This is a genomic window from Mesorhizobium sp. M8A.F.Ca.ET.218.01.1.1, assembly GCF_004791165.1.
Lineage (GTDB): Bacteria > Pseudomonadota > Alphaproteobacteria > Rhizobiales > Rhizobiaceae > Mesorhizobium.
In genome coordinates, this window is record NZ_SRUZ01000002.1 from 14,010 (window position 1) to 38,754 (window position 24,745).

General features: G+C 64.2%; 20 protein-coding genes. 10 read left to right on the plus strand and 10 right to left on the minus strand.

Translation table 11 applies throughout. The annotated features are described in order from the left end of the window. Nucleotides 1-36: 36 nt before the first annotated feature. Entirely contained in the window at nt 37-1,251 is a 1,215-nt protein-coding gene (locus tag EN861_RS06450; protein ID WP_127278696.1) for an ROK family transcriptional regulator, read from the minus strand. A gap of 217 nt (nt 1,252-1,468) precedes the next feature. On the opposite strand from EN861_RS06450, the gene EN861_RS06455 reads away from it, so the two are divergent. From EN861_RS06455 to ugpC, 6 genes are all read left to right on the plus strand, one after another. Next, nucleotides 1,469-2,707 (plus strand): extracellular solute-binding protein, encoded by a 1,239-nt coding sequence (locus EN861_RS06455; protein ID WP_135863035.1) that lies wholly within the window; start codon nt 1,469-1,471, stop codon nt 2,705-2,707. A gap of 187 nt (nt 2,708-2,894) precedes the next feature. Next, on the plus strand, nt 2,895-3,779 hold the full coding sequence (locus EN861_RS06460; RefSeq protein ID WP_127278694.1) for a sugar ABC transporter permease: 885 nt from the start codon (nt 2,895-2,897) through the stop codon (nt 3,777-3,779). Continuing rightward, complete coding sequence (locus tag EN861_RS06465) at nt 3,779-4,624, plus strand: carbohydrate ABC transporter permease (protein ID WP_135863037.1); 846 nt, start codon at nt 3,779-3,781, stop codon at nt 4,622-4,624. Before EN861_RS06460 ends, EN861_RS06465 begins: the two co-directional genes overlap by 1 nt. Continuing rightward, the gene (locus tag EN861_RS06470; protein WP_127278692.1) at nt 4,624-5,646 is read left to right on the plus strand and encodes an SIS domain-containing protein; all 1,023 of its coding nucleotides are present in this window, start codon (nt 4,624-4,626) and stop codon (nt 5,644-5,646) included. The genes EN861_RS06465 and EN861_RS06470 overlap by 1 nt, the downstream gene beginning before the upstream one ends. Further along, nucleotides 5,646-6,584 carry a PfkB family carbohydrate kinase gene (locus tag EN861_RS06475; RefSeq protein ID WP_135863040.1) on the plus strand — a complete coding sequence of 313 codons (939 nt, stop codon included), beginning with the start codon at nt 5,646-5,648 and terminating at the stop codon, nt 6,582-6,584. The genes EN861_RS06470 and EN861_RS06475 overlap by 1 nt, the downstream gene beginning before the upstream one ends. Continuing rightward, a complete protein-coding gene (gene ugpC / locus EN861_RS06480; RefSeq protein ID WP_135863042.1) occupies nt 6,571-7,680 on the plus strand; it encodes a sn-glycerol-3-phosphate ABC transporter ATP-binding protein UgpC in 1,110 nt (369 codons plus the stop codon). Before EN861_RS06475 ends, ugpC begins: the two co-directional genes overlap by 14 nt. Nucleotides 7,681-7,721: 41 nt before the next feature. Here ugpC and EN861_RS06485 read toward each other — a convergent pair whose 3' ends face one another. From EN861_RS06485 to EN861_RS06515, 7 genes are all read right to left on the minus strand, one after another. Continuing rightward, nucleotides 7,722-8,390: an SDR family oxidoreductase gene (locus EN861_RS06485; RefSeq protein WP_127872024.1), complete on the minus strand. Its 669-nt coding sequence runs from the start codon at nt 8,388-8,390 to the stop codon at nt 7,722-7,724. Nucleotides 8,391-8,421: 31 nt separating this feature from the next. Next, a complete protein-coding gene (locus EN861_RS06490) occupies nt 8,422-9,825 on the minus strand; it encodes a GH1 family beta-glucosidase (RefSeq protein WP_127280295.1) in 1,404 nt (467 codons plus the stop codon). After that, nucleotides 9,806-11,458, minus strand: coding sequence for an amino acid ABC transporter permease (locus EN861_RS06495; protein ID WP_135863044.1), 1,653 nt, complete (start codon nt 11,456-11,458; stop codon nt 9,806-9,808). The genes EN861_RS06490 and EN861_RS06495 overlap by 20 nt, the downstream gene beginning before the upstream one ends. Before the next feature lie 65 nt (nt 11,459-11,523). After that, nucleotides 11,524-12,270, minus strand: a complete 747-nt coding sequence (locus EN861_RS06500; protein WP_135863048.1) for a transporter substrate-binding domain-containing protein — start codon at nt 12,268-12,270, stop codon at nt 11,524-11,526. Nucleotides 12,271-12,292: 22 nt separating this feature from the next. Continuing rightward, nucleotides 12,293-13,363, minus strand: coding sequence for a LacI family transcriptional regulator (locus tag EN861_RS06505; RefSeq protein ID WP_135863049.1), 1,071 nt, complete (start codon nt 13,361-13,363; stop codon nt 12,293-12,295). Between the two features lie 198 nt (nt 13,364-13,561). Next, nucleotides 13,562-14,569 carry an amino acid ABC transporter substrate-binding protein gene (locus EN861_RS06510; RefSeq protein ID WP_127278761.1) on the minus strand — a complete coding sequence of 336 codons (1,008 nt, stop codon included), beginning with the start codon at nt 14,567-14,569 and terminating at the stop codon, nt 13,562-13,564. Between the two features lie 115 nt (nt 14,570-14,684). Beyond that, entirely contained in the window at nt 14,685-17,741 is a 3,057-nt protein-coding gene (locus EN861_RS06515) for an aminotransferase class III-fold pyridoxal phosphate-dependent enzyme (RefSeq protein ID WP_127278762.1), read from the minus strand. 130 nt (nt 17,742-17,871) lie between these two features. On the opposite strand from EN861_RS06515, the gene EN861_RS06520 reads away from it, so the two are divergent. Then, nucleotides 17,872-18,312, plus strand: a complete 441-nt coding sequence (locus tag EN861_RS06520; RefSeq protein ID WP_135863050.1) for an Lrp/AsnC family transcriptional regulator — start codon at nt 17,872-17,874, stop codon at nt 18,310-18,312. Nucleotides 18,313-18,349: 37 nt separating this feature from the next. Here EN861_RS06520 and EN861_RS06525 read toward each other — a convergent pair whose 3' ends face one another. Continuing rightward, nucleotides 18,350-18,883 carry a TetR/AcrR family transcriptional regulator gene (locus tag EN861_RS06525; protein ID WP_127278764.1) on the minus strand — a complete coding sequence of 178 codons (534 nt, stop codon included), beginning with the start codon at nt 18,881-18,883 and terminating at the stop codon, nt 18,350-18,352. A 145-nt stretch (nt 18,884-19,028) separates the two neighbouring features. Here EN861_RS06525 and EN861_RS06530 point away from each other — a divergent pair, with 145 nt between their 5' ends. Both EN861_RS06530 and EN861_RS06535 read left to right on the plus strand, forming a co-directional pair. Continuing rightward, nucleotides 19,029-20,402, plus strand: a complete 1,374-nt coding sequence (locus tag EN861_RS06530; protein ID WP_127278765.1) for an efflux RND transporter periplasmic adaptor subunit — start codon at nt 19,029-19,031, stop codon at nt 20,400-20,402. Further along, nucleotides 20,399-23,482: an efflux RND transporter permease subunit gene (locus EN861_RS06535; RefSeq protein ID WP_135863051.1), complete on the plus strand. Its 3,084-nt coding sequence runs from the start codon at nt 20,399-20,401 to the stop codon at nt 23,480-23,482. Before EN861_RS06530 ends, EN861_RS06535 begins: the two co-directional genes overlap by 4 nt. Before the next feature lie 105 nt (nt 23,483-23,587). Here the strand turns inward: EN861_RS06535 and EN861_RS06540 are convergent, their stop codons facing one another. After that, nucleotides 23,588-24,043 carry a L,D-transpeptidase gene (locus EN861_RS06540; protein ID WP_127275743.1) on the minus strand — a complete coding sequence of 152 codons (456 nt, stop codon included), beginning with the start codon at nt 24,041-24,043 and terminating at the stop codon, nt 23,588-23,590. A gap of 342 nt (nt 24,044-24,385) precedes the next feature. Between EN861_RS06540 and EN861_RS06545 the strand changes: the two genes are divergently transcribed. Continuing rightward, a complete protein-coding gene (locus EN861_RS06545; protein ID WP_127275744.1) occupies nt 24,386-24,718 on the plus strand; it encodes a hypothetical protein in 333 nt (110 codons plus the stop codon). The last annotated feature ends 27 nt before the right edge of the window (nt 24,719-24,745 follow it).

Below are 24,745 nucleotides of genomic sequence, written 5' to 3' on the forward strand. Positions count from 1 at the left end.
GTGGGGCGAGGCTCTGCCTTCGACGCACGGTCCCTTTCAAGCGGGCCCGGAGCGTGTCTTCAGGATCGCCGAGAACAGCGGATCGAAGGCACGGCTGATCGGCGCCGCCGCCGCGCCCAGCGCGATCGACCAGGGGTCGGTGGTGCCGAGCTGCAGCCGCGGCAAGGTCCGGCTTGGCCGGTCGGCGATCGACGGCAGCAGCGGATGCATCGCCTCGACAAGCCGGCGCGCCAGCGCTTCCGGCGCGCCGCTGGTCAGGATCACTGTCTGTGGGTCGAAGATGGTTTCGATCAGATGCACGCTCCAGCGCAGGTCGTGCGCCGCCCCGTCGATCCAGCGCATGATCTTCACGTCACCCGACGCGGCCAGCGCGCCGATCTTTCCGTAGAGGTCCTCGTCGGCGGGATCGAGACCGAGATGCTGGTAAAGCGAGGCCAGCGACGCGCGATGTTCGAGCGGTGTCGAGCCCGGACCGGCCGGCGACAGCAACGCCATGCCGATTTCGCCGGCATTGCCATGGCCGCCGCTGTACAGCTCGCCGTTGAGGATCAGTCCGGCGCCAATGCCATAGCCGACATAGAGGCACACCGCGTGGTCGACGCCATGCGCGGCACCCACGATGCGCTCCGCCGTCGCGCAGGCCGCGGCGTCGTTCTGCAGGCCGACATTCAGGCCCGTGCCCTTGGCCAGCGTGTCCAGCAGCGGAAACTTCTGCCAGGCCGGCATCATCCATTTGTCATCCGAATTCTTCAGGCCGAACGGGCCGGGCATGGCGACGCCGAGACCGACCAGGCGTTTCTCCGACTGCGAGGAGATGCCGGCCAGCTCACGCCGGACGCCATCGATCAGGGCCAGGATGACCTCGACGCCCTTTGACGGCTCGTTGAAAGGCAGGTTCGCCTCGGCGCGCGCCAGCACGCTGCCCATCAGGTCGACCGCGACCGCCCGCGTCAGGTGACGGTCGATCTGCAGGCCGATGGCGAAAGCGCCTTCGGGCACCAGCCTGTAGGGGGTCGACGGCTGGCCCCTGCCCTTGCGCACCGCATCGAGCGCCACGACCAGTCCATCGCTTTCCAGGTCCTCGACGATGTTGGATACCGCCTGCTTGGTGAGCTGCGTCGCCCGCGCCAGATCGGCCCGCGACAGCGCGCCATTGAGACGCAGCGCCTCGATCATGACGCGGCGATTATGCGCGCTGGTGCCCTCCTGGTTGGTGCCGCTTTTGGCGCGGATCGGGCTGATGTCGTCCATCGGCGTTTTCCCCTCTTGACTCCATTAGAATATTGATCGACTAATTAAGTCAAGCGAGTTGACTTAATGTAAGCCGGGCGCCGCAAAACAAGATGGTCAGGCTCCCAGCCTGTCGCCACGGGCAGCCGGTGATGATCAGGTCGCGCGACATGGATCCGGGAAGACGATGCCAAACGCAGGCACCGCCGACCCGTCAACGCCGGAATGGGAGAAGAAAATGCTTAAGACAATCACCAAGACACTGGTCGGCGCCGTCTTTGCCGGAGGACTGTTCGTCCCCCACGCATTCGCCGAAACGACGCTCAACGCGCTGTTCATGGCGCAGGCCGCCTACAGCGAGGCCGACGTGCGCGCCATGACGGATGCCTTCACCAAGGCCAATCCGGACGTCAAGGTCAATCTCGAATTCGTCCCCTATGAGGGCCTGCACGACAAGACCGTGCTCGCTCAAGGGTCGGGCGGCGGTTATGACGTCGTCCTGTTCGACGTCATCTGGCCGGCCGAATACGCCACCAACAAGGTGCTGGGCGATGTGTCTTCGAAGATCACGGACGACATGAAGAAGGGCGTGCTGCCGGGCGCCTGGACCACCGTCCAGTATGACGGCAAGTTCTATGGCATGCCCTGGATCCTCGACACCAAATACCTGTTCTACAACAAGGACATCCTGGAAAAGGCCGGCATCAAGACCCCGCCGAAGACCTGGGAAGAACTCGGCGCACAGGCCAAGATGATCCAGGACAAGGGCCTGCTGAAGACGCCGATCGCGTGGAGCTGGTCGCAGGCCGAGGCCGCGATCTGCGACTACACCACGCTGGTCAGCGCCTATGGCGGCGACTTCCTCAAGGACGGCAAGCCTGACTTCCAGAATGGCGGCGGCCTGCTGGCGCTGAAATACATGGTCGACAGCTACAAGTCGGGTCTCACCAATCCCAATTCCAAGGAATTCCTGGAAGAGGACGTTCGCAAGGTCTTCGAAAACGGCGACGCCGCCTTCGCGCTGAACTGGACCTACATGTACAACATGGCCAACGACCCGAAGGACTCGAAGGTGGCCGGCAAGGTCGGCGTCGTGCCGGCGCCGGGCGTTGCCGGCACAAGCGAAGTGTCGGCCGTCAACGGCTCGATGGGCCTTGGCGTCACCGCGGTCTCCAAGCACCCGGACGAGGCCTGGAAGTACATCACCTTCATGACCTCGCAAGCCACGCAGAACCAATACGCCAAGCTCTCTTTGCCGATCTGGGCCTCGTCCTATGACGACCCGGCCGTCACCAAGGGCCAGGAGGAGCTGATCGCCGCCGCCAAGCTCGGTCTGGCAGCCATGTATCCGCGTCCGACCACGCCGAAATACCAGGAGCTGTCGACCGCGCTGCAGCAGGCCATCCAGGAATCGCTGCTCGGCACATCTTCGCCGGAAGATGCCCTGAAGACCGCCGCGCAGAACAGCGGCCTTTGAGACAAGCTAGTCGTTCAATACGGGCGACACTACAGCGTCGCGTCCCTTATGACGCGCAAAAGACGCTGTAGCACTTTCTATCTTGCGCATGATCCTTTCCGGAAATCGGCCTCCGATTTCCGGGGTCATGCGCGAGTGCCGCCCGTGCTATGTCCGGATCACAGATGAAAGAAGAGAGGCTGCTCCGATGTCGAGCACCTGGATGACGACCCGCGCATGGCTCTTGATGCTGCCTTTGCTCGTGGTCATGGTCGCCGTCATCGGCTGGCCGCTGGTCGACACGGTCGGCCTTTCCTTCACCGACGCCAAGCTGGTCGGCACGGGCGGCGATTTCGTCGGCTTAGACAATTACTCCAACATGCTGTCGAGCTCGAATTTCTCGCGTACGCTGGTGACCACGACATTGTTCGCGGTCATCTCTGTTGCCGCCGAAATGGTGATCGGCGTCCTCGCCGCCCTTCTGCTCAATCAGGAATTTCGCGGCCGGGCCATCCTGCGCGCCCTGATGATCCTGCCCTGGGCATTGCCGACCGTGGTCAACGCCACGCTGTGGCGGCTGATCTACAATCCCGAATATGGCGCGCTCAATGCCGCGCTGACGCAACTGCATCTCATCGACGCCTACCGCTCCTGGCTCGGCGAGCCGGGAACGGCGCTGGCGGCCCTGATCGTCGCCGATTGCTGGAAGAATTTTCCGCTGGTGGCGCTGATCGCGCTCGCCGCTCTCCAAGCCGTGCCGCGCGACATCACCGCCGCCTCGCTCGTCGATGGCGCGGGACCTTTCAACCGCTTTCGCTTCGTCATCCTGCCCTATCTCGCCGGGCCGCTGATGGTGGCGCTGGTGCTGCGCACCATCGAGGCCTTCAAGGTTTTCGACATCATCTGGGTGATGACCCGCGGCGGGCCTGCAAACACCACGCGAACGCTCTCGATCCTCGTCTACCAGGAAGCCTTCTCCTTCCAGCGCGCCGGCTCGGGCGCGTCGCTGGCGCTGATCGTCACCTTGCTCGTCACGCTGCTCGCCGTCGCCTATGCGGCACTGGTGCGAAAGACCGCCGGGAGCGCCGCCTGATGGAACGCAGGAGCCCCGCCTTCACCGTCTTCATTTATGCCTGCGCGCTGCTGCTCGCCGCGATCATCCTGGCGCCCATCGCCTGGCTGTTCATCATGAGCATCTCGCCGGCCGCCGATCTTGCCGCCAAGCCGCTGCGCTGGTGGCCGCAGGCAGCCGACTTCTCCCGCTACCGACAATTGCTGTCGACGGCCGAAAACAGCGCGGGCGCCGCCTTCACCTCATCGCTGCGCAACAGCCTGGAGATATCAGGCATGGCGACGCTGGCGGCACTCGCCTTAGCCATCCCCGCCGGCTGGGCGGTATCGCGAACGCCCGCGATCGGCTGGTCGCTGTCGATGGTCATCGCCACCTACATGCTGCCGCCGGTGGCGCTCGCCGTGCCGCTCTATATGGGCCTGTCGCATCTTGGCCTGCTCAACAATGTCTTCGGCCTGGCGCTGGTTTATCTCACCATATTGGCGCCGTTCACCACGTGGCTGATGAGGTCCGGCTTCGATTCCATCCCGCGCGAGATCGAGGCGGCGGCGATGATCGACGGCGCCGGCCTGTTCCAGACATTGCGCATCATCACATTGCCGCTGGCGGCGCCGGTCATGGCGACATCGGCGCTGTTCGCCGTGCTGCTGGCGTGGGACGAATTCTTCTACGCGCTGCTGTTCACCTCCGACCAGCGCGCCAAGACCTTGACCGTCGCCATCGCCGATTTGGCCGGCGGCCGTGTTTCCGACTACGGCCTGATCGCAACCGCCGGCGTGCTGGCGGCCTTGCCGCCGGTGCTGATCGGCCTTGTCATGCAGCGGGCGCTGATCTCGGGCCTGACCAGCGGCGGTGTGAAAGGATGATGATGATGACTGCAGATAAGGAACGGCCGGCCGGATTGGTCGCCATCGACCGCGAAATGACGCGCCAGCACGCGGATGCGATCGCTTCGTTCCGGCAGAACACGGCCGAGGCGAAGAAGGCCGCAGCTTCCATCAAGCGCACCGGTCGTCTGCTCCTGCTTGGCATGGGCGGCTCGCATGCGGTGGGGCGTGCCGTCGAGCCGCTCTATCGCGGGCTCGGCATCGATGCGCTGGCGCTGCCGCTGTCCGAACAGCTTGGCCAGCCACTGCCGCTCACGGGCCGCACCGTAATCGTGACCTCGCAATCCGGCGAAAGCGCCGAGGTCGTCAGATGGTTTTCGCGGGCCGGCGGCAGCTCGGACATTTTCGGCCTGACGCTCGAAGGCGGTTCATTTCTCGCCCGCACCGCGCCTTGCCTGGTCGGCGACGGCGGCACCGAGCTGGCTTTCGCCGCCACACGCAGCCTGACCGTGACCCTGGCCCTGCATCTGGCCATCCTGGCTGCTCTGGGTGAGGATCCGGCCCCTGCCCTTGCCATGCTCGAGGCTCCGCAGGATTGCGACGTCGCCCCCGCGCTCGCAGCACTTGGCAAGGTGGATACGATCGTCACCTCCGGCCGCCGCCTGCAAGGCGTGGCCGAAGCCCTGGCGCTTGGCCTGACCGAACTGTCGCGGCTGCCCTGCTTTTCGCTCGAAGGCGGCCAGTTGCGGCACGGGCCGATGGAGATGCTCGGCCCCAAAATCGGCGTCATACTGTTTCGCGGCAACGACCCCACGTCGGAGCTGGTGACCGCCATGGCCCTTTCAGTGATCGAGGCCGGCGCGCCGCTGGTCATTTTCGACGCGTCCGGGCAAGCGCCTGTCGCCGGTGCCGTCACGCTCTCGTTCAGACCCGCTTCAGGGATGGCCGCTGTCTTCACCATGCTGCCGGTGGCGCAGCGCCTCATGATCGCCTTCGCCGACAGCCGCGTCGACAATGCCGGCACGCCCGTGCGCACCACCAAGATCACCAGGAGCGAGTGATGCGTCCGCTTGCGGTGATCGGCAACGTCAATGTCGACCTGATTGTCGGCCCGGTCGCGCCATGGCCGAAGGCGGGAACCGAGACCGTCGTCGATCATGACGAAATGCGCGTCGGCGGCCAGGCTGGCAACACCGGGCTCGCCTGGCAAGCGCTGGGCGTCGATTTCGCCATTGCCGCCAATGTCGGTGACGACCAGTTCGGCCATTGGCTTCGAGAAGCGTTCGGCGCCCGTGCCGAGAAATGGCCGGTCCGTCCCGAAGGCACGACCTTGTCGGTCGGCATGACCCATCCCGATGGCGAACGGACTTTCTTGACCACGCGCGGCCATTTGCCCCGCTTCAGCCTCGGGGATGTCTTGTCCGTTCTCGACGGCAGCGCGCTCTCCGGCGGCTACGCACTGCTCTCCGGCTCCTTCCTGACCGAGGACCTCACGCGCGAGTACAATGCATTTTTTGACTGGGCCGACAGCCACGGCATATCAGTGGCGCTCGACACAGGCTGGCCGATCGATGGCTGGACCGAGGCCAATTGCGCCGCGACAAGGGCGTGGTTGTCACGCTGCGCGCTGGCGTTGTTCAACGAAGTCGAGACGGTGACCCTGGCGGGATTGCCGAGTCCTGAGGGCGCGGCGCGGGAAATCCGATCCAGCATGAGGCAAGGCGCGACCTTCGTCGTCAAGCGCGGGCCGCGGGGCGCCATCGCAATCGGCCCGGATAGCGCGCTTGTCGAAGCCGCCGCGCCGGATGTCCGTGTCGTCGACACGATCGGCGCCGGCGACGTCTTCAATGCCGCCTTCCTGGCCGCTTTGGCGCAGGAACAGCCGCTGTCCGTCTGCCTCCGCGCCGCGACCTATGTCGCCTCGCGCGCCATTTCCACCTTGCCCCGCACCTATGGCGGGCCGATGCAGTCTGGGGAATCCATGCATGAGCGCGCTTGAAATCCGCGGCATCCGCAAAAGCTACGGCAGTGTCGAAACGCTGAAAGGCATCGACATCGCACTGCAGAGCGGTGAATTCCTGGTGCTGCTCGGATCGTCCGGCTGTGGAAAGTCGACGCTTCTCAACATCATCGCCGGCCTTGCCGAAGCGACCAGCGGCGATGTGCTGATCGGCGGCCGCTCGATCCTCGGCGTCCACCCCAAAAACCGCGATATCGCCATGGTCTTCCAGTCCTACGCGCTCTATCCGAACCTGACCGTGCGCCGCAACATCGGCTTCGGGCTGGAGATGCGCGGCGTCGCCACTGACGAGCGCGACAGGGCGGTGAACGAAGCGGCGAGATTGCTGCAGATCGAAGCTCTGCTCGACCGCAAGCCGAGCCAGCTTTCCGGTGGCCAGCGCCAGCGCGTCGCCATCGGCCGAGCGCTGGTGCGCAACCCGCAGGTCTTCCTCTTCGACGAGCCGTTGTCCAATCTCGACGCCAAGCTGCGCCTGGAGATGCGCACCGAATTGAAGCGCCTGCACCAGATGCTGCAGACGACCATTGTCTACGTTACCCACGACCAGATCGAGGCGATGACGCTGGCCAGCCGCATCGCCGTCATGCGTGACGGCAGGATCGAGCAGCTCGGCACGCCGGAAGAAATCTACAACGAGCCGGCAACACTCTATGTCGCCGGCTTCGTCGGCGCGCCGTCGATGAATATGCTGCAGGCCACCGTCACCGGCGGCAAGCTGGCCATTGCCGAATCCGATGTACGGATCTCCTTGCCGGCACGCTATGCGAACGCGGCTCGTGAAGGCGCACAAATGGTCGTCGGCATCAGGCCGGAAGCGCTTCGTGTGGCGACCGGAGCCGCCACCGACCTGTCATTGCCGGTGGAGATCGAGGTCGTCGAACTGACCGGCCCCGAACTGGTCACGACGGCCAGGATCGGCACGCAGCGGCTGACCGCTTGCCTCCCGCCGCGAGCCCAGGTCGCCAAGGGCGAAAAGCGCAGCCTCACCTTCGACGAGGCCGCGCTTCGCTTGTTCGACCCCTCGACGGGCAAAGCCCTGCCGGCGACGGGTCTCGAACGGACGACGTCCCACTGAGATATCGAGGGCATCGGGCGTAGACAGGCAGCACCATCTGGCTACCACCCGATATGCGTGCCATCGAGGGTCTGGAAGGAGCCGCTATTCTCAATCGTGGCGCTGTCGATCACCATGCGCAGGCCCCGCGCGCTGTCCTCGACAGCCAAGACCGCCTGATCGCCCCCCATGTCAGTCTTCACCCAGCCCGGATGCAGTGACAACACCGTTATCCCGTCGACGCGTAAATCCTGCGCCAGTTGAGCGCTTGCCATGTTGAGCGCTGCCTTCGAGCAACGGTAGGCATAGTCGTCATCGTAATCATCAATCAGTCCCTCGGCCATCGACCCGGCACGGCTGCCGATATTGGCGATGACCCCCATGCGCCCCGCGGCCAGGTTCGGGCGCAGCGCCCTCGCCAGCAGCAGCGGACCGAGCGTGTTGGTCCGCATGACCTTCAGGAATTCGTCCGGGGCGAATCTGTACAGGCCAGGGTTTCCGCTGCGGATGGCGGCGTTGTTGACAAGCACGTCCAGCGGCCTGCCACCAAGACGCGTGGCAAGATCCAGAATTGAAGCCGGATCGGCGACGTCGAGGGGGTGGAACTCGATGCGACCCTCGAAAGCTTGGGCCGGATGTGCGCGCCCGCAAGCGATCACCTGCCAGCCTTGTTGGGCGTATTGCCGCGCGAGTTCGCGGCCGAGCCCGCGCGCAGCGCCGGTTATCAGCACGGTCCGGTCGCCTTGCCCTTCTCTAGCCAAGTCAGGCGCTCTTCGCGACGGGCGCGGTCTCCTGCCGGGCGATCATTGCGTAGACGTCGCCGGAATACTTGATGTGGCGCTGCTGCGTCGCGAAATCGACATGGGTGATGCCGAAGGGCGTCGTATAGCCATAGGCCCATTCGAAATTGTCGGTCAGCGTCCAGGCGAAATAGCCGCGCACCGGCACGCCCTCGGCCGCCGCCTTGGCCACCTGCTCGAGATGGTCGACATAATAGGTGGCGCGCAGATCATCCCAGACATGCCCGTCCTTGCCGACGGTTTCCGGCGTCGTGGCGACGCCATTCTCGGAAATGTAGATCGCCGGCGGCGCATAGCGGTCGTTCACGTAGCGCAGGATGTCGTACATGCAGCGCGGCCAGATCTCGTAGTCGACCGCCGAATAAATGCCTTCCGGCTGTACCCGCCGGTAGCTCAGCGGCGCCAGTTCGTCACCCGCCGCGATCACCGAGCGGCGATAGATATTGATGCCGAGATAGTCGAGTGGCGCGGCGATGATCTCGTTGTCTTGTGCGTGGATCGGCGGCAACAGATCGCCGTAAAGCGCCAGCATGTCCTCCGGATACGCACCCTTGAAGACGGCGTCGAGAAACCAGCGGTTCTGGGCGCCGTCGAAGCGCCGTGTCGCGGCGACATCGCGCGGCTCGTCGCTGGCGGCCTCCGCGACGTTGAGATCGAAGACGATGCCGACCTGAGCATCCGCCACCTCGGCCCGGATGACCGGAACGGCCAGGCCATGCGCCAGTAAGGCATGATGACTGGCAGCCACGCCGCCCTTCACTCCGTCCCGGAATCCTGGCGCGTCCTCGCCGGTCGCGTGTCCCGACCAGCAGAACGTCCACGGTTCGTTGAGCGTCGTCCATTTCCTGACACGGTCGCCGAAGCTGCGGGCGGCAAGCCCGGCATAATCGGCGAAGGCGGCGGCTGTTTCCCGGTTGTACCAGCCGCCACGATCCTGCAGCGCCTGCGGCAGGTCCCAATGGTAGAGCGTTGCATAGGGCTCGATACCGGCTTCGAGCAGATCATCGATCAGCCGGTCATAGAAGGCGATGCCCTTGGCGTTGACCTCGCCACGACCTTCGGGAAGAAGCCGCGTCCATGCGAAGGAAAAGCGGTAGGCGCCAAGGCCGAGCGCCTTGAGCACGGCGATATCCTCCTTCCAGCGATGATAGTGGTCGCAGGCGACATCGCCGCTCGAGCCGTCCACGATCGCACCCGGAATGCGGCAGAACCGGTCCCAGATGCTTTCGCCCTTGCCGTCGGCATCAGGCGAGCCCTCGATCTGGTAGGCCGCGGTCGCGGCGCCGAACACGAAGCCCCGGGGAAAGACCAGCCCGGAGGCGCGGGCTTCGAGGGCTCGGCGAGCGTTATCGATGCTTGATGTCATATTTTCTCTCGATGGTGCTGACGAGGCTTGCCGCGGCCAGCGTCAGGAAAATGTAGAAGATGGCGGCTGAGTTGTAGGGCGCGAACGGCAGGAAACTTGCCGATTGGAATTCCCGCATGCGCTGCGTGATGTCGCGGATCGACAGGATCGACAAGAGCGACGTGTCCTTGAGGATGGCGATCAGCTCGTTGCCTAGCGGCGGGATGATGATGCGGAAGGCCTGCGGCAGCACGACCAGCCGGGCGGTACGCCAGCCGTTGAGGCCGAGACTGTGCGCTGCCTCGATCTGGCCCGCCGGGATTGCATTGATGCCGGAGCGGAAGATCTCGGCGAGATAGGCGGAATAGGCGAGCGCCATGGCGGCGATTCCCCGCACCAGGTTCGGCGGATCGACCACGCCCTGCGTCGCGTCCTTGAGCGCTCCGGCGAGCGGCAAGCCGACATAGAGCACGATGACCAGCATCGGGATGCCGCGGATCGTGTCGACGATGAATTCCGACCCGATGGACAGCGGGTGCCTGCGGTGGATATGGCCGCCGAAAGTCAGCAGGCCGAGCACGATCGCCAGCACCGCGATCGTGATGCCGAACGCCTTGTCGCGGTCGTTCAACGCCTCCGTTCGCCACAGCACCTGCAGTCCGTCCGGCGCCATCGCGGCTGGAACGAGCGCAGCACTGACATCAGGGATCTTGCCGATCGCGTCGATCGCCTCCCGCGCGCCCCGAAAGGTGCGCAGCGGCACCTCGTTGTTGTCGGGGCCGCCCGGAAATTGCCCATAGCGGACCGCACCGAGTATGCCGGACGGCGTGCCGGACGTGACCGCGACCTTCCCGGCGAGAGAGCCGACGAGCACGTAGCTGTCGCGCGGCTGAAGCAGGAACCACGTTGCGGCGCAAACCATGAGGATGGTTGCCGCGATGCAGGTCAGGTCGGCCCGCCAGCTGTATTTGAGCTTGAGGAGCCCGACCCAGAGCAGCCCCATCATTGCCGCCAGTATGTAGGCCGCGATAGCGGCGCGGATCGTCGTGGCGACACCCGCGGCGAATGCGATATGCGCGAAAAGCAGGATAAAGACCAAGCCCACGCCGTTCACCGCCGCAAGCGCCAAGCGCGCAAAACGCTGCATCGGGTTGCCGGTCTCACGACCGGCGCCGATGAAGAACATACCGAGCGCCACGATCGTCACGCCTAGATAGGCGCGCAACAGCATAGCGGCCTGACCGCGCACCATGAGGTCGGCGGCATCCGTCAATCGCCGTGGCGTGACGCCCTGAACCACCAGGTCGGAGGTGAACGGATCGACCGCGTTCGCCACGACCGATGCCGCGAAGGGATGGACCAGGCCGGTTGTCGCGAGCACCATGGCGGTGGCAAGGCTGATCCCGGCGGCAACGACCGCGAGGCGCGGCGATCTGGACGAGGCGCGCGAGAACACAACCACGGCAAGGCCGGCGATAAACGCGACGGCAAGCGCCAGGAAGCCCGGCACGAAGGCTGACGAGCCATTCTCCACGCCGAGGATGGCGCGAAGCGAGCGCTGGTAGTTAACCGACGAAGCAAAGAGATAGACGATGAACGGCAACGCCGCGACGATGATCAGATTGCTGGGCCGCAGGCGCATGAGAAGCTGCATCCGGTCCCGTCCTCCCGTTCCCATGGCTCCGGCGCCAGGCGCCGGAGCCGAAGTCCTTCAAGCGGCTATTTTGCGCCCCAGTATTTGGCGATCAGCGCGTCGAGGCTGCCGTCGGCCTTGATCGCCTTCAGCCCTTCATTGAACGCGGCGATGTTCTCGTCGCCCTTGCGGAAGACCAGCCCGAGAGGATCGGACTGGAGATTCCTGATCGGCACGACCAGCTCGCCGGCGAATTCCTTTTCATAGGCGGCGGCATTGGCGCCGTTGATGACAACGCCGTCGACGTCCTTGTTCTTCAGCGCGATGACCGAGGCCGCGAAACTGTCGTAAGCGACCACATTGTCCTTGCCGACAATGCTTTCAGCGACCTGCGCGTCGGTGGTGTTGGCCTGCGCCGAGAGCTTCTTGCCTTTCGCCTTGAAGTCATCGAGGGATAGACCCTCGTCTTCCACCCGCATGAGCACGGCCTGGCTGTTGACGATGTAAGGGTCGGAGAAATCCATCGCCTTCTTGCGTTCGTCGGTGATGGAGACGCCGGAGGCGACCAGGTCGAAACTGCCCTGGTCGAGGGCGGCGAAGATGCCGTCCCAGCCGGTGGTGACGAATTCGGCCTTGCAGTTGATCTTGCCGCAGACCGCCTTCAGGACGTCGACGTCGAAGCCGACGATCTGGCCGGTCGCCGTGTCGACGCTTTCCATCGGCGGCGAGGTGGTGTCGGAACCGACCTTCAGAACCTTGCCGCCCAGGTCGGCGGCGCTGGTAGCGCCGGCTGTCAGCAGCGCAAGCGCAAGCCCGATCAGGATTTTCTTCATGCTCTTCCTCCCATTTTGATGGTTAACTGCGGTTTCGCCCGCCTAGATTGTCCGGCTGCCGGCCGATGAGTTCGGGTCTCGACACCAGGGCGAGTTCCGCCGGGTCCTCGCCCGCCATGCGCCGCAGCAGAAACTCGCCGAGCTTGCGGCCGAGAAGCTCGATCGGCTGGTAGAACGTCGTGATCGGCGGAGTGAAATAGGCGCTGACGTTGATGTCGTCATAGGCGATGACGTCGACATCCACCCCGACGCGCCGTTCAAGGCTGCCCAGCGCCGACAGGACGCCCAGCGTGGTGGATTCGTTGATGCAGACCAGGGCGGTTGGCGGATTGGGCAAGCCAAGAAGCCTGAGCGCGCTGTCGCGGCCGAAGCGGGTGGACAGATCGCCGTCGGCCACGAGGTCGATCGACGCGGCAAGACCCGCCTCATGAAAAGCCCGCGAAAATCCATCGATCCTGTCCAGTGCATAGGAAAGACGCCGATCCGCGTTGATCAGGGCGATACGCTCATGTCCGCCCGCGATCAGCCGCGCCGTGGCGGTGAACGCCGCCCATTCATTGTCGACATCGACATGGGCGTAGACGAGGGGCTTGCGGCAACGGCCAAGTGACACGAATGGAAAGCCGCTTTCGAACAGCATGTCGATACGGGGATCATCGGCCAGCACGCCGGAAAAGATCAGGCCGTCGGCCGCGCTCTGGTCGACGATGCGGCGGGCGATGTCGAAGGCATCGCCAAAGCTCCGGAAGCCGTGCACGGACAGCTGATAGTCGCTGTCTTCCAGCGCCTGGCTTATGCCGCTCAGGATCTGCGTGTATTCGACACCGTCCCATTCATAGCCGACGGCGGACGTTATCGGCATCAGCACCGCGGCCCGATAGGTCTTGCCTGTCCTCAGCGCCATGCCCCGCGCATTCGCCTGATAGCCCAGTTCCCGCGCGGCGGCGACGATGGCATCCCTTGTCGGCCGCGCGACGACCGGCGATCCCCGCAGCGCCTTGGAAATGGTGGCGATCGAATAGCCGGTGTGGGCAGCCAACGTCTTGATCGTTGGCGAAAACTCTCGGCGTTCGGGTTCTCTGTTCTCTGCCATCAACGGCGACCCATTCCTCAGGTCGGCATCCGTATCATCGGATAAAAACGTTTTCAACAGGAATAAAAACGTTTTTATCCGACCATCATGACCAAGAGCGGTGGAGGCGGCAATGCGTCGAGGTCGCGCATCACCCCCCTTTCACATCGGCGAGCATCGCCGGGCGCGGACCTGGGGCACCCGGTTCGCCGGCAGGGGTCAGCGCGCCGGCGGCGCGTACATCAGGCCGCCGGCGTTCCACAGCGCATTGATGCCGCGCGCGATTTTCAGCTGGCTGGACTGGCCGAGATTGCGTTCGAACATCTCGCCGTAATTGCCGACCTTGGCGACGATATTGTAGGCGAATGCGGGGTCGAGCCCGAGCTGTTTGCCATTGTCGCCCTCGACGCCGAGGAACCGGCGGATCGTCGGATTCTGCGACTTCAGCGAGGCTTCCGCATTGGCCTGCGTGATGCCGTCCTCTTCCGCCTCGATCAGCGTAAACAGCGTCCAGCGCACGATGTCGAACCACTTGTCGTCGCCCTTGCGCACGGCTGGGCCGAGCGGCTCCTTCGAGATGATGTCCGGCAGCACCGTGAACGCGGCGGGATCGGTCAGCTTCAGGCGCTGCGCATAGAGCGCCGAGGCGTCCGTGGTGTAGACATCGCAGCGGCCGCTATCGAACGCCTTGATGATGCTGTCGGCGGAATCGATGACGACCGCCTCGTATTTCATCTGGTGCGCGGTGAAGTAGTCGGCGACGTTCTGCTCGGTCGTCGTGCCTTGTTCGGCGCAGACCGTGGCGCCTGAGAGCTTCAGCGCGCTGTCCACGCCGAGATCCTTGCGCACCATGAAGCCCTGGCCGTCATAATAGGCGGCGCCGACGAAATGGATGCCCATGCCGGTGTCGCGCGACAAGGACCAGGTCGACTGTCGCGACAGGACGTCGACGGTGCCGGCCTGCAGCGCCGTGAAGCGCTCCTTGGTCGACAGCGGCACGTAACTCACCCTGTCGGGGTCGCCGAAGACGGCGGCCGAGACCGCGCGGCAGAAATCGATATCGAAGCCGCTCCATTTGCCCTGGTCGTCGGGCGCCGAAAAGCCCGCGACGCCCTGGCTGACGCCGCAGATGATCGATCCCCTTTGCTTGACGATGTCGAATGTGTCCGCCTTGGCCGGCAAAGTGGCCGATGCGAGCAAGAGCGCGCTGACGATTGCATGTTTCATGGTTTCCTCCCTTGATGAGGCAAAGCCTCTCCTCCCGCCGGCACGTGACGCGCCGGACGTTCCTGAAATCGTTGATCCTGAATTCCGCCCGCGCGCCTCCTTGCGCGGTGTCGTCCTAAGCCCGTTCCGCCAGAACCGCGGCCAACGTCTCATCGAGAACGCCGACCAGATGATCTGCATTGGCCCTGCTGAAGATCATCGGCGGGCGCATCTTCAGCACATTGTCATGCGGCCCTTCGGTGCCGATCAGTACGCCGCGTGCCCGAACCCCGTCGTTGATGCGGCGGGCAAGGGCGGTCGCAGGTTTCTTGCTCTTGCGGTCCTCGACCAGTTCGATACCGAGGAACAGCCCCTGGCCGCGCACGTCGCCGATGATCTCGTAGCGGGCCTGCAGCGCCTTGAAGCGCGCCATGAGATAGTCGCCGATCTCCAGCGCATTGCGCCTCAGCCCGTCGCGCTCGATGACGTCGAGCACCGCGAGCCCGGCCGCGCAGGACACCGGATTGCCGCCGAAGGTGTTGAAATACTCCATGCCGTTGTTGAACGAGGCTGATATCTCCGTGGTCGTCACCACGGCCGCCATCGGGTGGCCGTTGCCGATCGGCTTGCCCATGGTGACGATGTCGGGCGTCACCCCCTGGGTTTCGAAAGCCCACCAATGGCTGCCGACACGGCCAAAGCCTACCTGCACCTCGTCGGCGACGCAGATGCCGCCGGCGGCACGCACCATCGCGTAGACTTCCCTGAGATATCCCCCGGGCAGGAACACCTGGCCGGCGACGCTGGGGATCGATTCCGCCAGGAACAGGCCGGGCGCGCGGCCTTGTCTCGCCATATCGGCGATCTGCTCGGTGACGCTCTCGGCAAACCGCTTTGCATGCTCGCCCTCCGGCCACTCCGCCGGAGCATGGTAACTGTCCGGAATGACCGCTTCGAACACATGCGCCGGGCGCCCCTTGCCGCCTTTGCGCTTGTATTTGTAAGGGCTGAGGTCGATCAGTTCCTGCGTCGTGCCGTGATAGGCCCAGTCGAGCACGATCGCCTCGCTGCGCCCGGTATGGGCCCGCGCCATGCGCAGCATCAGGCTGTTGGCCTCGCTGCCCGAGCAGGCGAAGGACGCCACCGACAGGCCGGCGGGCAGCGTCGCCGTCAGCCGCTCGGCATAGGTGACGATGGCATCGTGCAGATAACGGGTGTTGGTGTTGAGCTTGGCCGCCTGCCTCGCGATCGCCTCGACCACATCGGGATGCGCATGGCCAAGGTGGCAGACATTGTTGAAGCAGTCGAGATAGGCGCGGCCGCGATCGTCGATCAGCCAGGCGCCTTCGCCGCGCACGAACTTGATCGGCTCGGAATAGGAGATGGAGAGATTGGGCAGCAGTGACGCCTTGCGTGCGGCGACGATCTCTGGACGCGACCGGCCGCTCTGGCGGAAGGTTTCGGGCGGAATTCCGGCAAGGTCCGCGGCATCGGGAAACAATTCCTTCCACACGTCGAGATAGCGCTCCTCGCCGACCCCAAGGATGTCGCGCGCGGCAAGGCTCGTATCCGTCGATATCTGGAAATGCAGATGCGGCGCCCAGCCGCCATTTTCCGCCGGCGTACCCATCTCGCCGACGAGCGCGCCGGCTTCAAGCCGGTCGCCGGCCTTCAGCCGCCGCCCAGCCTCATGCGCCATGTGCCCCCACAGCGTGACGAAAGGCGGGCAGCCCGGCGGCACATGCTCCAGCGCCACGAGACAGCCATAGCCGAGCGGATCCTCCTCGATCTCGACGCTCCTGACGGTCGCGGCGAGCGGCGTGTAGAGCCGTGTGCCCGCCGGCATGAAAAGATCGAGGCCGAGATGGTTAGCGCGGCGCGCGCCTTCGACGAAACGCGACTCGAAAATGTCGCTGGTATAGACGGTGCGAGCCTCGCCCCAGGGACCGATGCCGAGCGCGACGCCATGTTCGGCACAATAGGCATCCCACCATTCGGTCGCCTTGTCGGGCTGCTGTGTCGCCGACGTCACCGTCATCGGATTTTGCGGATCGCCATAGGGCACGAGCGCCTTGGCAAGCGTCGCCGGGTGACGGTCGAGGATCGGCAGAAGTTGCGTGCGGTTGGCCGCGATCCAGCCTGTCACGGCGCGCGCTCCGGAGGCGGCTTCGAAGCCGCAGGCATGGCGCAGGATCGCCGTCGCGAAGCGCCGGTTCATCCTGCCCAGACGACGCAACAGCCGCCAGGCCGGTGCTTCCGAGATCGACAGGTAGGGATTGTCGGCTGTGCGGTCCTTGCGTGCCGCCGACAGCGTCACCGAGGTGACGAGACGCATCGCAATGAGATCGAAGAGCAGGTCGAGTTCTTCCTCACGCAATGGATACTCGGCATGGAAGCCGGCGGCGAGACGGGCGGCGGCGCCGATCGGATCCTCTGCATCGAGGATGGCATAGGCGCAGGCGACGGCAACCTCGGCGATGAGCACGCTGTGCAGCGCATCGCCGAAATCGATCAGCCCGGCGACACGCTCGGGCCTTTCGAGATCGACGAGCACGTTCCAGTCATTGGCATCATTGTGAATGACTTGCGCCCGCAATGCCGACAGCCGGGGCGCCACCTCGGCATCGAAATGATCGAGGAACCGCTCCAGCAAGGCGCGGTCCTGTTCGTCGTCAATGTGGTGAAGGCGTTGCCGCGCGGCACCTGCCTGGCGAATGTCCCAGTCGAAAGAGCGCAATGCGCCGGGATGGATGAAGCCTTGCAGGGCACGATCGAGCCGGCCAAGCGCGCCGCCCAGGCTTTCCAGCAGCGCCGGACTGGACGTGCTCTCGGCCAGCGGCCGTCCGGGAAGCCATGACACCAGGCGCACGGCATGATCTTCGCCGCCCGGCACTTTTGTATGGGCCAGCGAAGCGCCCCGCCCCGTCTTCCTGAGACGCGGCACGGCGAGGTCCGGACTATGGCGCTCCAGATGATCGAACAACGCGGTCTGGAATTCACTTTCGACGAGCGGCTCGCTGGCGTTGACGATCTTCAGGATCCAGAGCGATTGGTCTGGAGCGGTCAGCTTGAAATTCCGGTCGCGTTCGCTGTCGAGCGGTGTGACGCTGCCGGCAATGCCGAAGTGCCGCGTTGCGATATCGACGGCCTCGGTCTGCGAGATTTGAGGCGCTGGGTATGAGACGTTGGTCATCGGGCAATCCGGATCTGATTTGTCAAGCTTGGCATGGGCCAGAAAATCGGGCATCCGGCAAAGCGTCGGTTATACCGGCACAATGACCGCATTGACCGGCACATTGACGGAACCGTATGGAGCGCGCGCAATGAAGGAACTGGACGCCAAGGACAGGGACATTCTCGGCATCCTGTCGAAGGAGGCGCGCATCCCGCTGAAAACGCTTGCGGGGCGCATCGGCCTGTCGCGCAGCGCGACGAGCGAACGGGTTGCCTTGCTGGAAAAGAGCGGCGTTATCAGAGGGTATCGGGCCGATATCGGCCAACTGGACCCAGGGTTGATCCGCGCCTTTCTGCTGGTAACGCTCATCCGCACGCCGTCGATCGGCATTCTCGACCAGCTGGCGCGCTATCCGGAGGTCCGGCGGGTATCATCAGTCAGCGGCCAGCTCGATCTCATCGTCGAGGTCGAAGTACCGTCGATCGACCGCCTCAACACACTGCGCGACCTCGTTGCCACTCTCGGCGGCGTCGAGGACCTGACAACCGCGATCGTCCTGCGCCGGGATATCGAACGCGCCGTCGACTGAACGACGGCTGCGGCGGCGTCTTCGCCGGCCAGGCAGCCTATTTGGCGATATCGAGAAGTGAGGATACCAAAAGCTCGCGTTCGTCCTTCGACAGCACGTCGGAATCGAACAGGTTCATGCTGCGCAGTCCTTCGATCGCGAGATAGCAGACCAGCAGCGATTTGAGGTCCGGCGTCTCGCCTTTCAGGCGCTCGAAAAGCTGCCGCTTGAATGTCTTTATCGGCGTCATGAAATCGGGATCCTCGGCGATCGCCGAAAAGATCCAGGATGCGGACGGCTGCTTTTCCTCGCAATCCTCCGCTGACAGCTTGATATAGACGGCGAGGGGATTTTTGTCGTTGTCGTTGCTGTTCGCCGATTCCAGCGCTTGCTCGAAATCGCGTAGATAACCTTCGACAAGGCCCTGCATCAATTTGGCCTTGGTGGGAAAATTGTAGAGCAGTCCGCCCTTCGACACGCCGGCGCGGCTGGCGACGGCATCAAGCGACAGGCTACCAGGCCCGGATTCCCGGGCAACATCAGCCGCCGCGGCGAGAATCTTCTCGCGCGAATTCGGTCGTTGGGCTCTCATGGCGCCTCCCTAAGCAAGCTTAGGCCCAATTGACAAGACCGTCCAGACGGTACAGTAAGACCGCCATTATTTGAAATCGGGACCTGCGGTCGATATGTGTCCCGATGTCCGCGCTTCGCGCCGGATTTCGACTGAGGGGACTTCCTTGTTCAAGCGCATACTCCGTATATTTCTCATTATTGTGGTCCTTGCCGTGCTCGTCATCGTGGTCGGCGGCATCGTCGGCTTCAACTTCCTGCGCGACAACGGCATCAAGCAGTATTTCGCCACCATGAAGCCGCCGGCGGCGACCGTGTCGACGACCATCGCCAAGCCGTCGAACTGGACGCCGGGCGTCGAGGCCATAGGTACTGTCAGCGCGGTGCGTGGCGTCGACCTGACTGTCGAAACCGCCGGCATCGTCAAGGAGATCCTCTTCCATGCCAACCAGAAGGTTGCGGATGGCGCGGTCCTGCTGCAGCTCGATGATGCCGTCGAGCGGGCCGATCTCGAAGCGACGAAGGCGCAAGTGGCGCTCGTCGAGACGGCGCTGACGCGCGCCGTCGAACTGCAGAAGCGCGGCGTTAATGCGGAAGCTACGCTCGACACAGCGCGGGCGACGGCATCGGCCACCGCCGCGCAGGTGAACAAGCTGCAGGCGGTGCTTGACCAGAAGCAGCTGAGGGCGCCGTTCAGCGGCACGGTGGGCATCCCCAAGATCGATCTCGGCCAGTACCTAGCGACCGGCACGTCCGTGGTAACCTTGCAGGATCTGGACACGATGCGGGTCGACTTCTCGGTTCCCGAACAGCAGCTGCCGTTGCTCCAGATCGGCCAGACCGTTCGGCTTGGCCAGGGCGGCGGCGACATGCCTTTCGCCGGCAAAATCCGTGGCATCGACCCCAAGATCGACCCGTCCAGCCGGCTGGTGAACATCCGGGCGGAAGTCGCCAATCCCGAAGGCAGATTGACCCCTGGCCAGTTCGTGCAGGTGCGTGTCGAGCTGCCCGAGGAGCAGGACGTGCTGTCACTGCCGCAGACGGCGCTGACCACCAGCCTCTATGGCGACTACATCTTCGTGGTGCAGCCGGCCAAACCCGCCGGGGCGGCCCCGGCGCAGCCAGCCAAGCCGGAGGAAAAGCCAGCCGCGGCGGCCACCGACAAGCCGGCGGATGCCAAGCCTGCGGACGCCAAGCCGGCGGACGCGATGAAACCGGCAGCCGAAGCCCTGAAGCCGGCTGCTGAAGCCAAGCTCGCAGACGCAGCCAAGCCAGCGGACAAGGCCGCTTCCGACGCCGCCAAGCCGGCCGATCCGGCCAAGCCGGCGGCGGAAGCCGACAAGCCGGCGCTGGTCCTGTCACAGGTCTTCGTCAAGCCCGGCCGCCACAATCAGGGCATGGTCGAGATCGTCGAGGGTCTGAAGGCCGGCGACGAGGTCGTCACCGCGGGTCAGAACCGGCTCTTCAACGGCATGTCCGTCAACGTCGACAACACGATCGATCCGACCAAATCGGCGAACAAACAGGCCGACCAGCAATGAGCTTTTCCGATCTCTTCATCCGCCGGCCCGTCCTTTCGACGGTCCTTGCCTGCATGATCCTGCTGCTCGGGTTCCAGGGTATCTTCAACCTGTCGATCCGGCAGTATCCAAAGGTCGACGAAACGGCGATCACCATCACGACGGCCTATCCGGGCGCCAGCGCCGACCTGATCCAGGGCTTCATCTCCGCCCCGATCGCGCGCGCCGTCGCCTCGACCGAGAACATCGACTACGTCACCTCGTCCAGCCGTCCGTCCTCCAGCACCGTGACGGTGCAGATGAAGCTCGGCTCCAATCCCGACGTGGCGCTGACCGAAGTGCTGTCCAAGGTCCAGGGCGTGCGCGGCACCTTGCCGGACGCCTCCAAGGACCCGGTAATCGTCAAGGGTACGGGTCAGCAGTTCGCGATGATGTACATCTCGATGCAGAATCCGAACATGACCAAGGAGCAGCTGACCGAGTATATCGAGCGCGTCATCAGGCCCCGCATGTCGACGGTCGAAGGCGTCGCCGACGTGCAGATCTTCGGCGCCCAGGAATACTCGATGCGCGTCTGGATCGACCCGGTCAGGCTCGCCGCCCGCGGCGTGACGGCTGCCGAGGTGCTGACGGCGATCAACAACTCCAACTTCCTGTCGGCGCCCGGCAACACCCAGAACGAATATGTCGTCTCTTCTATCACGGTGCGCTCGACGCTGCAGACGCCCGAGGCGTTCGCGGCTCTACCGCTACGTTCGACCGACGGCAACGTAGTGCGCCTGCGCGATGTGGCTCGCGTCGAACTCGCCGCCGCCAACACCGACACAAGGGTCTCCTTCAACGGCAAGCCCGGCACCTTCCTCGCCATCTTCCCAACCCCGGCGGCCAATCCGCTGACCACCGCGGCCGCGCTCACCAAGCTCGTCCCGCAGATTCAGGAGACGCTGCCCAAAGGCATGACGATCGAGGTCGTCTACGACGCGACCGGTCAGATCAGCGCCTCGATCGACGAGGTGTTCAAGACCATCGGCGAGGCGGTTGCCATCGTCGTCGTCGTCATCCTGCTGTTCCTCGGTTCGTTCCGCTCGGTGATGATGCCGATCATCACCATCCCGCTGTCGCTGATCGGCGTCTGCTTCCTTTTGTTCGCGGTGGGCTATTCGATCAATCTTCTGTCGCTGCTGGCCATGGTGCTGGCGATCGGCCTTGTCGTCGACGACGCCATCGTGGTGGTGGAAAACATCCACCGCCACATGGAAGAAGACCACATGCCGCCCATGCAAGCGGCCTTCAGCGGCATGCGCGAGATCGCGTCGGCCATCGTCGCCATGACCATGACGCTGGCCGCCGTGTTCGCGCCGCTGGCCTTCACCGGCGGCCTGACCGGCGCCCTGTTCCGCGAATTCGCGGTGACGCTTGCCGGATCCGTGGTGCTGTCTGGCGTCATTGCCATCACCATTACGCCGATGATGTCGGCGCGCCTCCTGAAGCCCGGCAATGCCGGCCGCTTCCAGCGCATCGTCGACGGCACCTTCTCGCGTGTCGAGCACGTCTATGAGCGCGCCGTCACGGGGTCTTTGAACTATCGCCCGCTGACGCTGCTCATTGTGCTGGCGCTTGTCGGCGTGACCGGCTTCATGTTCACCAAGACCTCGACGGAACTGGCGCCGGAAGAAGATCAGGGCTTCCTGCTCTCGCTGGTGACGGGGCCGCGCTATGCGACCTCCGATTACACCGAGACCTACGTCAACCAGATCCTGGGCCTGGTGAAGGATATCCCCGAAACACGGGCGCAGTTCTCCGCCGTCGCGTTCGGCGGCACGACCAACAGCGCCTTCGTCGGTTTTGCCTTCAAGGATTGGGCGGAGCGGAAGCGCAATTCGAAGGAACTGCAGGCCGACATTACGGCTCGTATCGCCAAGGTGGCGGGTGTCCAGGCCTTTGTCTTCGCGCCGCCGACGCTACCAGGCTCCGGCGGCGGCTTGCCGATCTCCATGGTGGTGCGCTCGACCGGCGATTCCGCTCAGGTGTTCGAGGAAGCCGAGAAGATCAAGAACAAGGCGCAGGCCTCGGGCCGCTTCATCGTCGTCCAGAATTCGATGGCCTATGATGCGCCGCAGGTGACGGTGACTATCGACCGCGACCGCGCCGCCGCCCTCAACCTGCCGATCGCCGATATCGGCCGCACGCTGACGCTGCTGGTCGGCGGCGCTGAAGTGGCGCAGTTCGACCGCGACTCCAACAGCTACGACATCATTCCGCAGGTGCCGCAGGAATTCCGCGACAATCCCGAAAAGCTCGGCCAATACTTCGTACGCAGCGTGACGGGCGAGATGGTGCCGCTGTCGGCCGTGGTCACGATTTCGAACAATGCCTCGCCGGCGGCCATCGAGCAGTTCAACCAGTTGAATTCGTCGACGATCTCGGCGCTGCCGCTGCCCGGTGTCACAACCGGCGACGGTTTGAAAGTCCTCGAGGACATTGCGAAGGAGAGCCTGCCCGACACCTTCTTCATCGACTATTCCGGCCAGTCCCGGCAGGAGAAGGAACAGGGCAACACGATCCTGATCGCTTTCGGCGCGGCCGTCATTGTCATCTATCTGGTGCTGGCGGCGCAGTTTGAAAGCTTCCGCGATCCGCTGATCATCATGATGGCGGTGCCATTGTCGATCTTCGGCGCGATCGTGCCGCTCAATTTGGGCCTCGGCACGCTCAATATCTACACCCAGGTCGGACTGATCACGCTGATCGGCCTGATCACCAAGCACGGCATTCTGCTGGTCGAATTCGCCAACCAGCAGCGAGAACTGCATGGCATGCGGCGGCGTGACGCCATCATCGCCTCGGCCAAGGTGCGCCTGCGGCCGATCCTCATGACGACGGCCGCGATGGCGCTGGGCGTGGTGCCGCTGATCGTTTCCAGCGGTGCCGGTGCCGCGGCCCGCTATTCGATGGGCCTCGTCATCTTCACCGGCATCCTGGTCGGCACCATGTTCACGCTGTTCGTCGTGCCCATGTTCTACACCTTCATCGCCAGCAAGGACCTGCCGCATCTGGCGGAAAAGCCGGATCCGAAGCTGATGCCGGCGCTGCCGAGCTGACGCACAGGACGCAAGAAACAAAAAGAGGCCGGAATTTTTCCGGCCTCTTTTTTTGGCGGTCGCTCCAGCAGCTCCGGCATATGGCCGAGCGCGGCAACCTGCCTGCTACTTGACGATGACGATGCTGGTGTTGGCCGGCCCGAAGGTCTCGACAAGCTGGTAGAAATCGGCGGCATTGTCCGGATGCAGCCGCACGCAGCCATGCGAGGCCGGCTGGCCGAGGCGCTTGATGGCATAGGTGGCATGAACCGCGTAGCCACCGCTGAAAAAGACCGAATGCGGCATCGGCGCGTTGTCGTACTTTTTCGAATACCACATCTCGTGCATGCGCGTCGGCTTGAACGAGCCGGTCGGCGTCACATGCGCCCTGTCGCCGGTGGAAACCTTCCAGGCGAAGGTCGGCCGGCCGTCGACCGAGACTTCCATGACCTGCTGCGACAGCGAAACGCGTGCCACGACGGTGTTGGCGGCATGCGCGGCGTTTGCGCCGAACAGAAGCACGCTGCCCATGAACGCGGCGGCGGTGATGTTGATGAGCTTTGCGGAAATGGCGGTGTGCATGACGTTCCCTCTCTCTGCCGATCAGGCCGGCTCCAATTCGATGGGTGGCTTATCCCTCCCGCATGTTTCGGTGATATTTCGCGAAATACGCGTTTGTGTTTCGAATTTGTTTCCCCGGTTAACAGAGCAATCGGTATCGTCGGCAACTGTCCCATCCGAAACACGTGGTCAGGGATGACGTACATAGGTATTCATACCGAAACGAAAGTTCGACTTGCCGCTATATGAAAGGATGGAGGCGAATTTCGAAACCAAACTGCAACAAAGCGCGGCTTTTGGCGGCATGATCCGGATACGGACGGGAGGCAAAAGTTGACGCAACGAAAGCAGACGGCAACGACCATGGGAACGAAAACGAACACGCGGTCCTGGCTCTTCAGGATCAGCATCGCGGCGGCGGCCATCGGCGGCGTCGGCAGCATTGCCGGCCGCCCGGCGGCGAAGCTGGCAGCGATGAGTTCGAGCGAGATTTCGACCCTGCACGTCGCTCTGTTTTGCGCCACGGTCTGGATTGTTTCCAGCCTGCGCATCGCCCGGTTGAAGGCCCTCTGGCGGGTTGGCCTTCGGCTGCTGGTTTTGCGCGGCCCCTCCGGCAACTTGCTGCCGAGAGGACCGAAGGCCCGCGCCGCGACGGGGGGCTCCGTGGGCGGCGCGGGCACTTCGGGAGTTTCCTGAAGCGACCCGCGACACCGGCATTTTTTG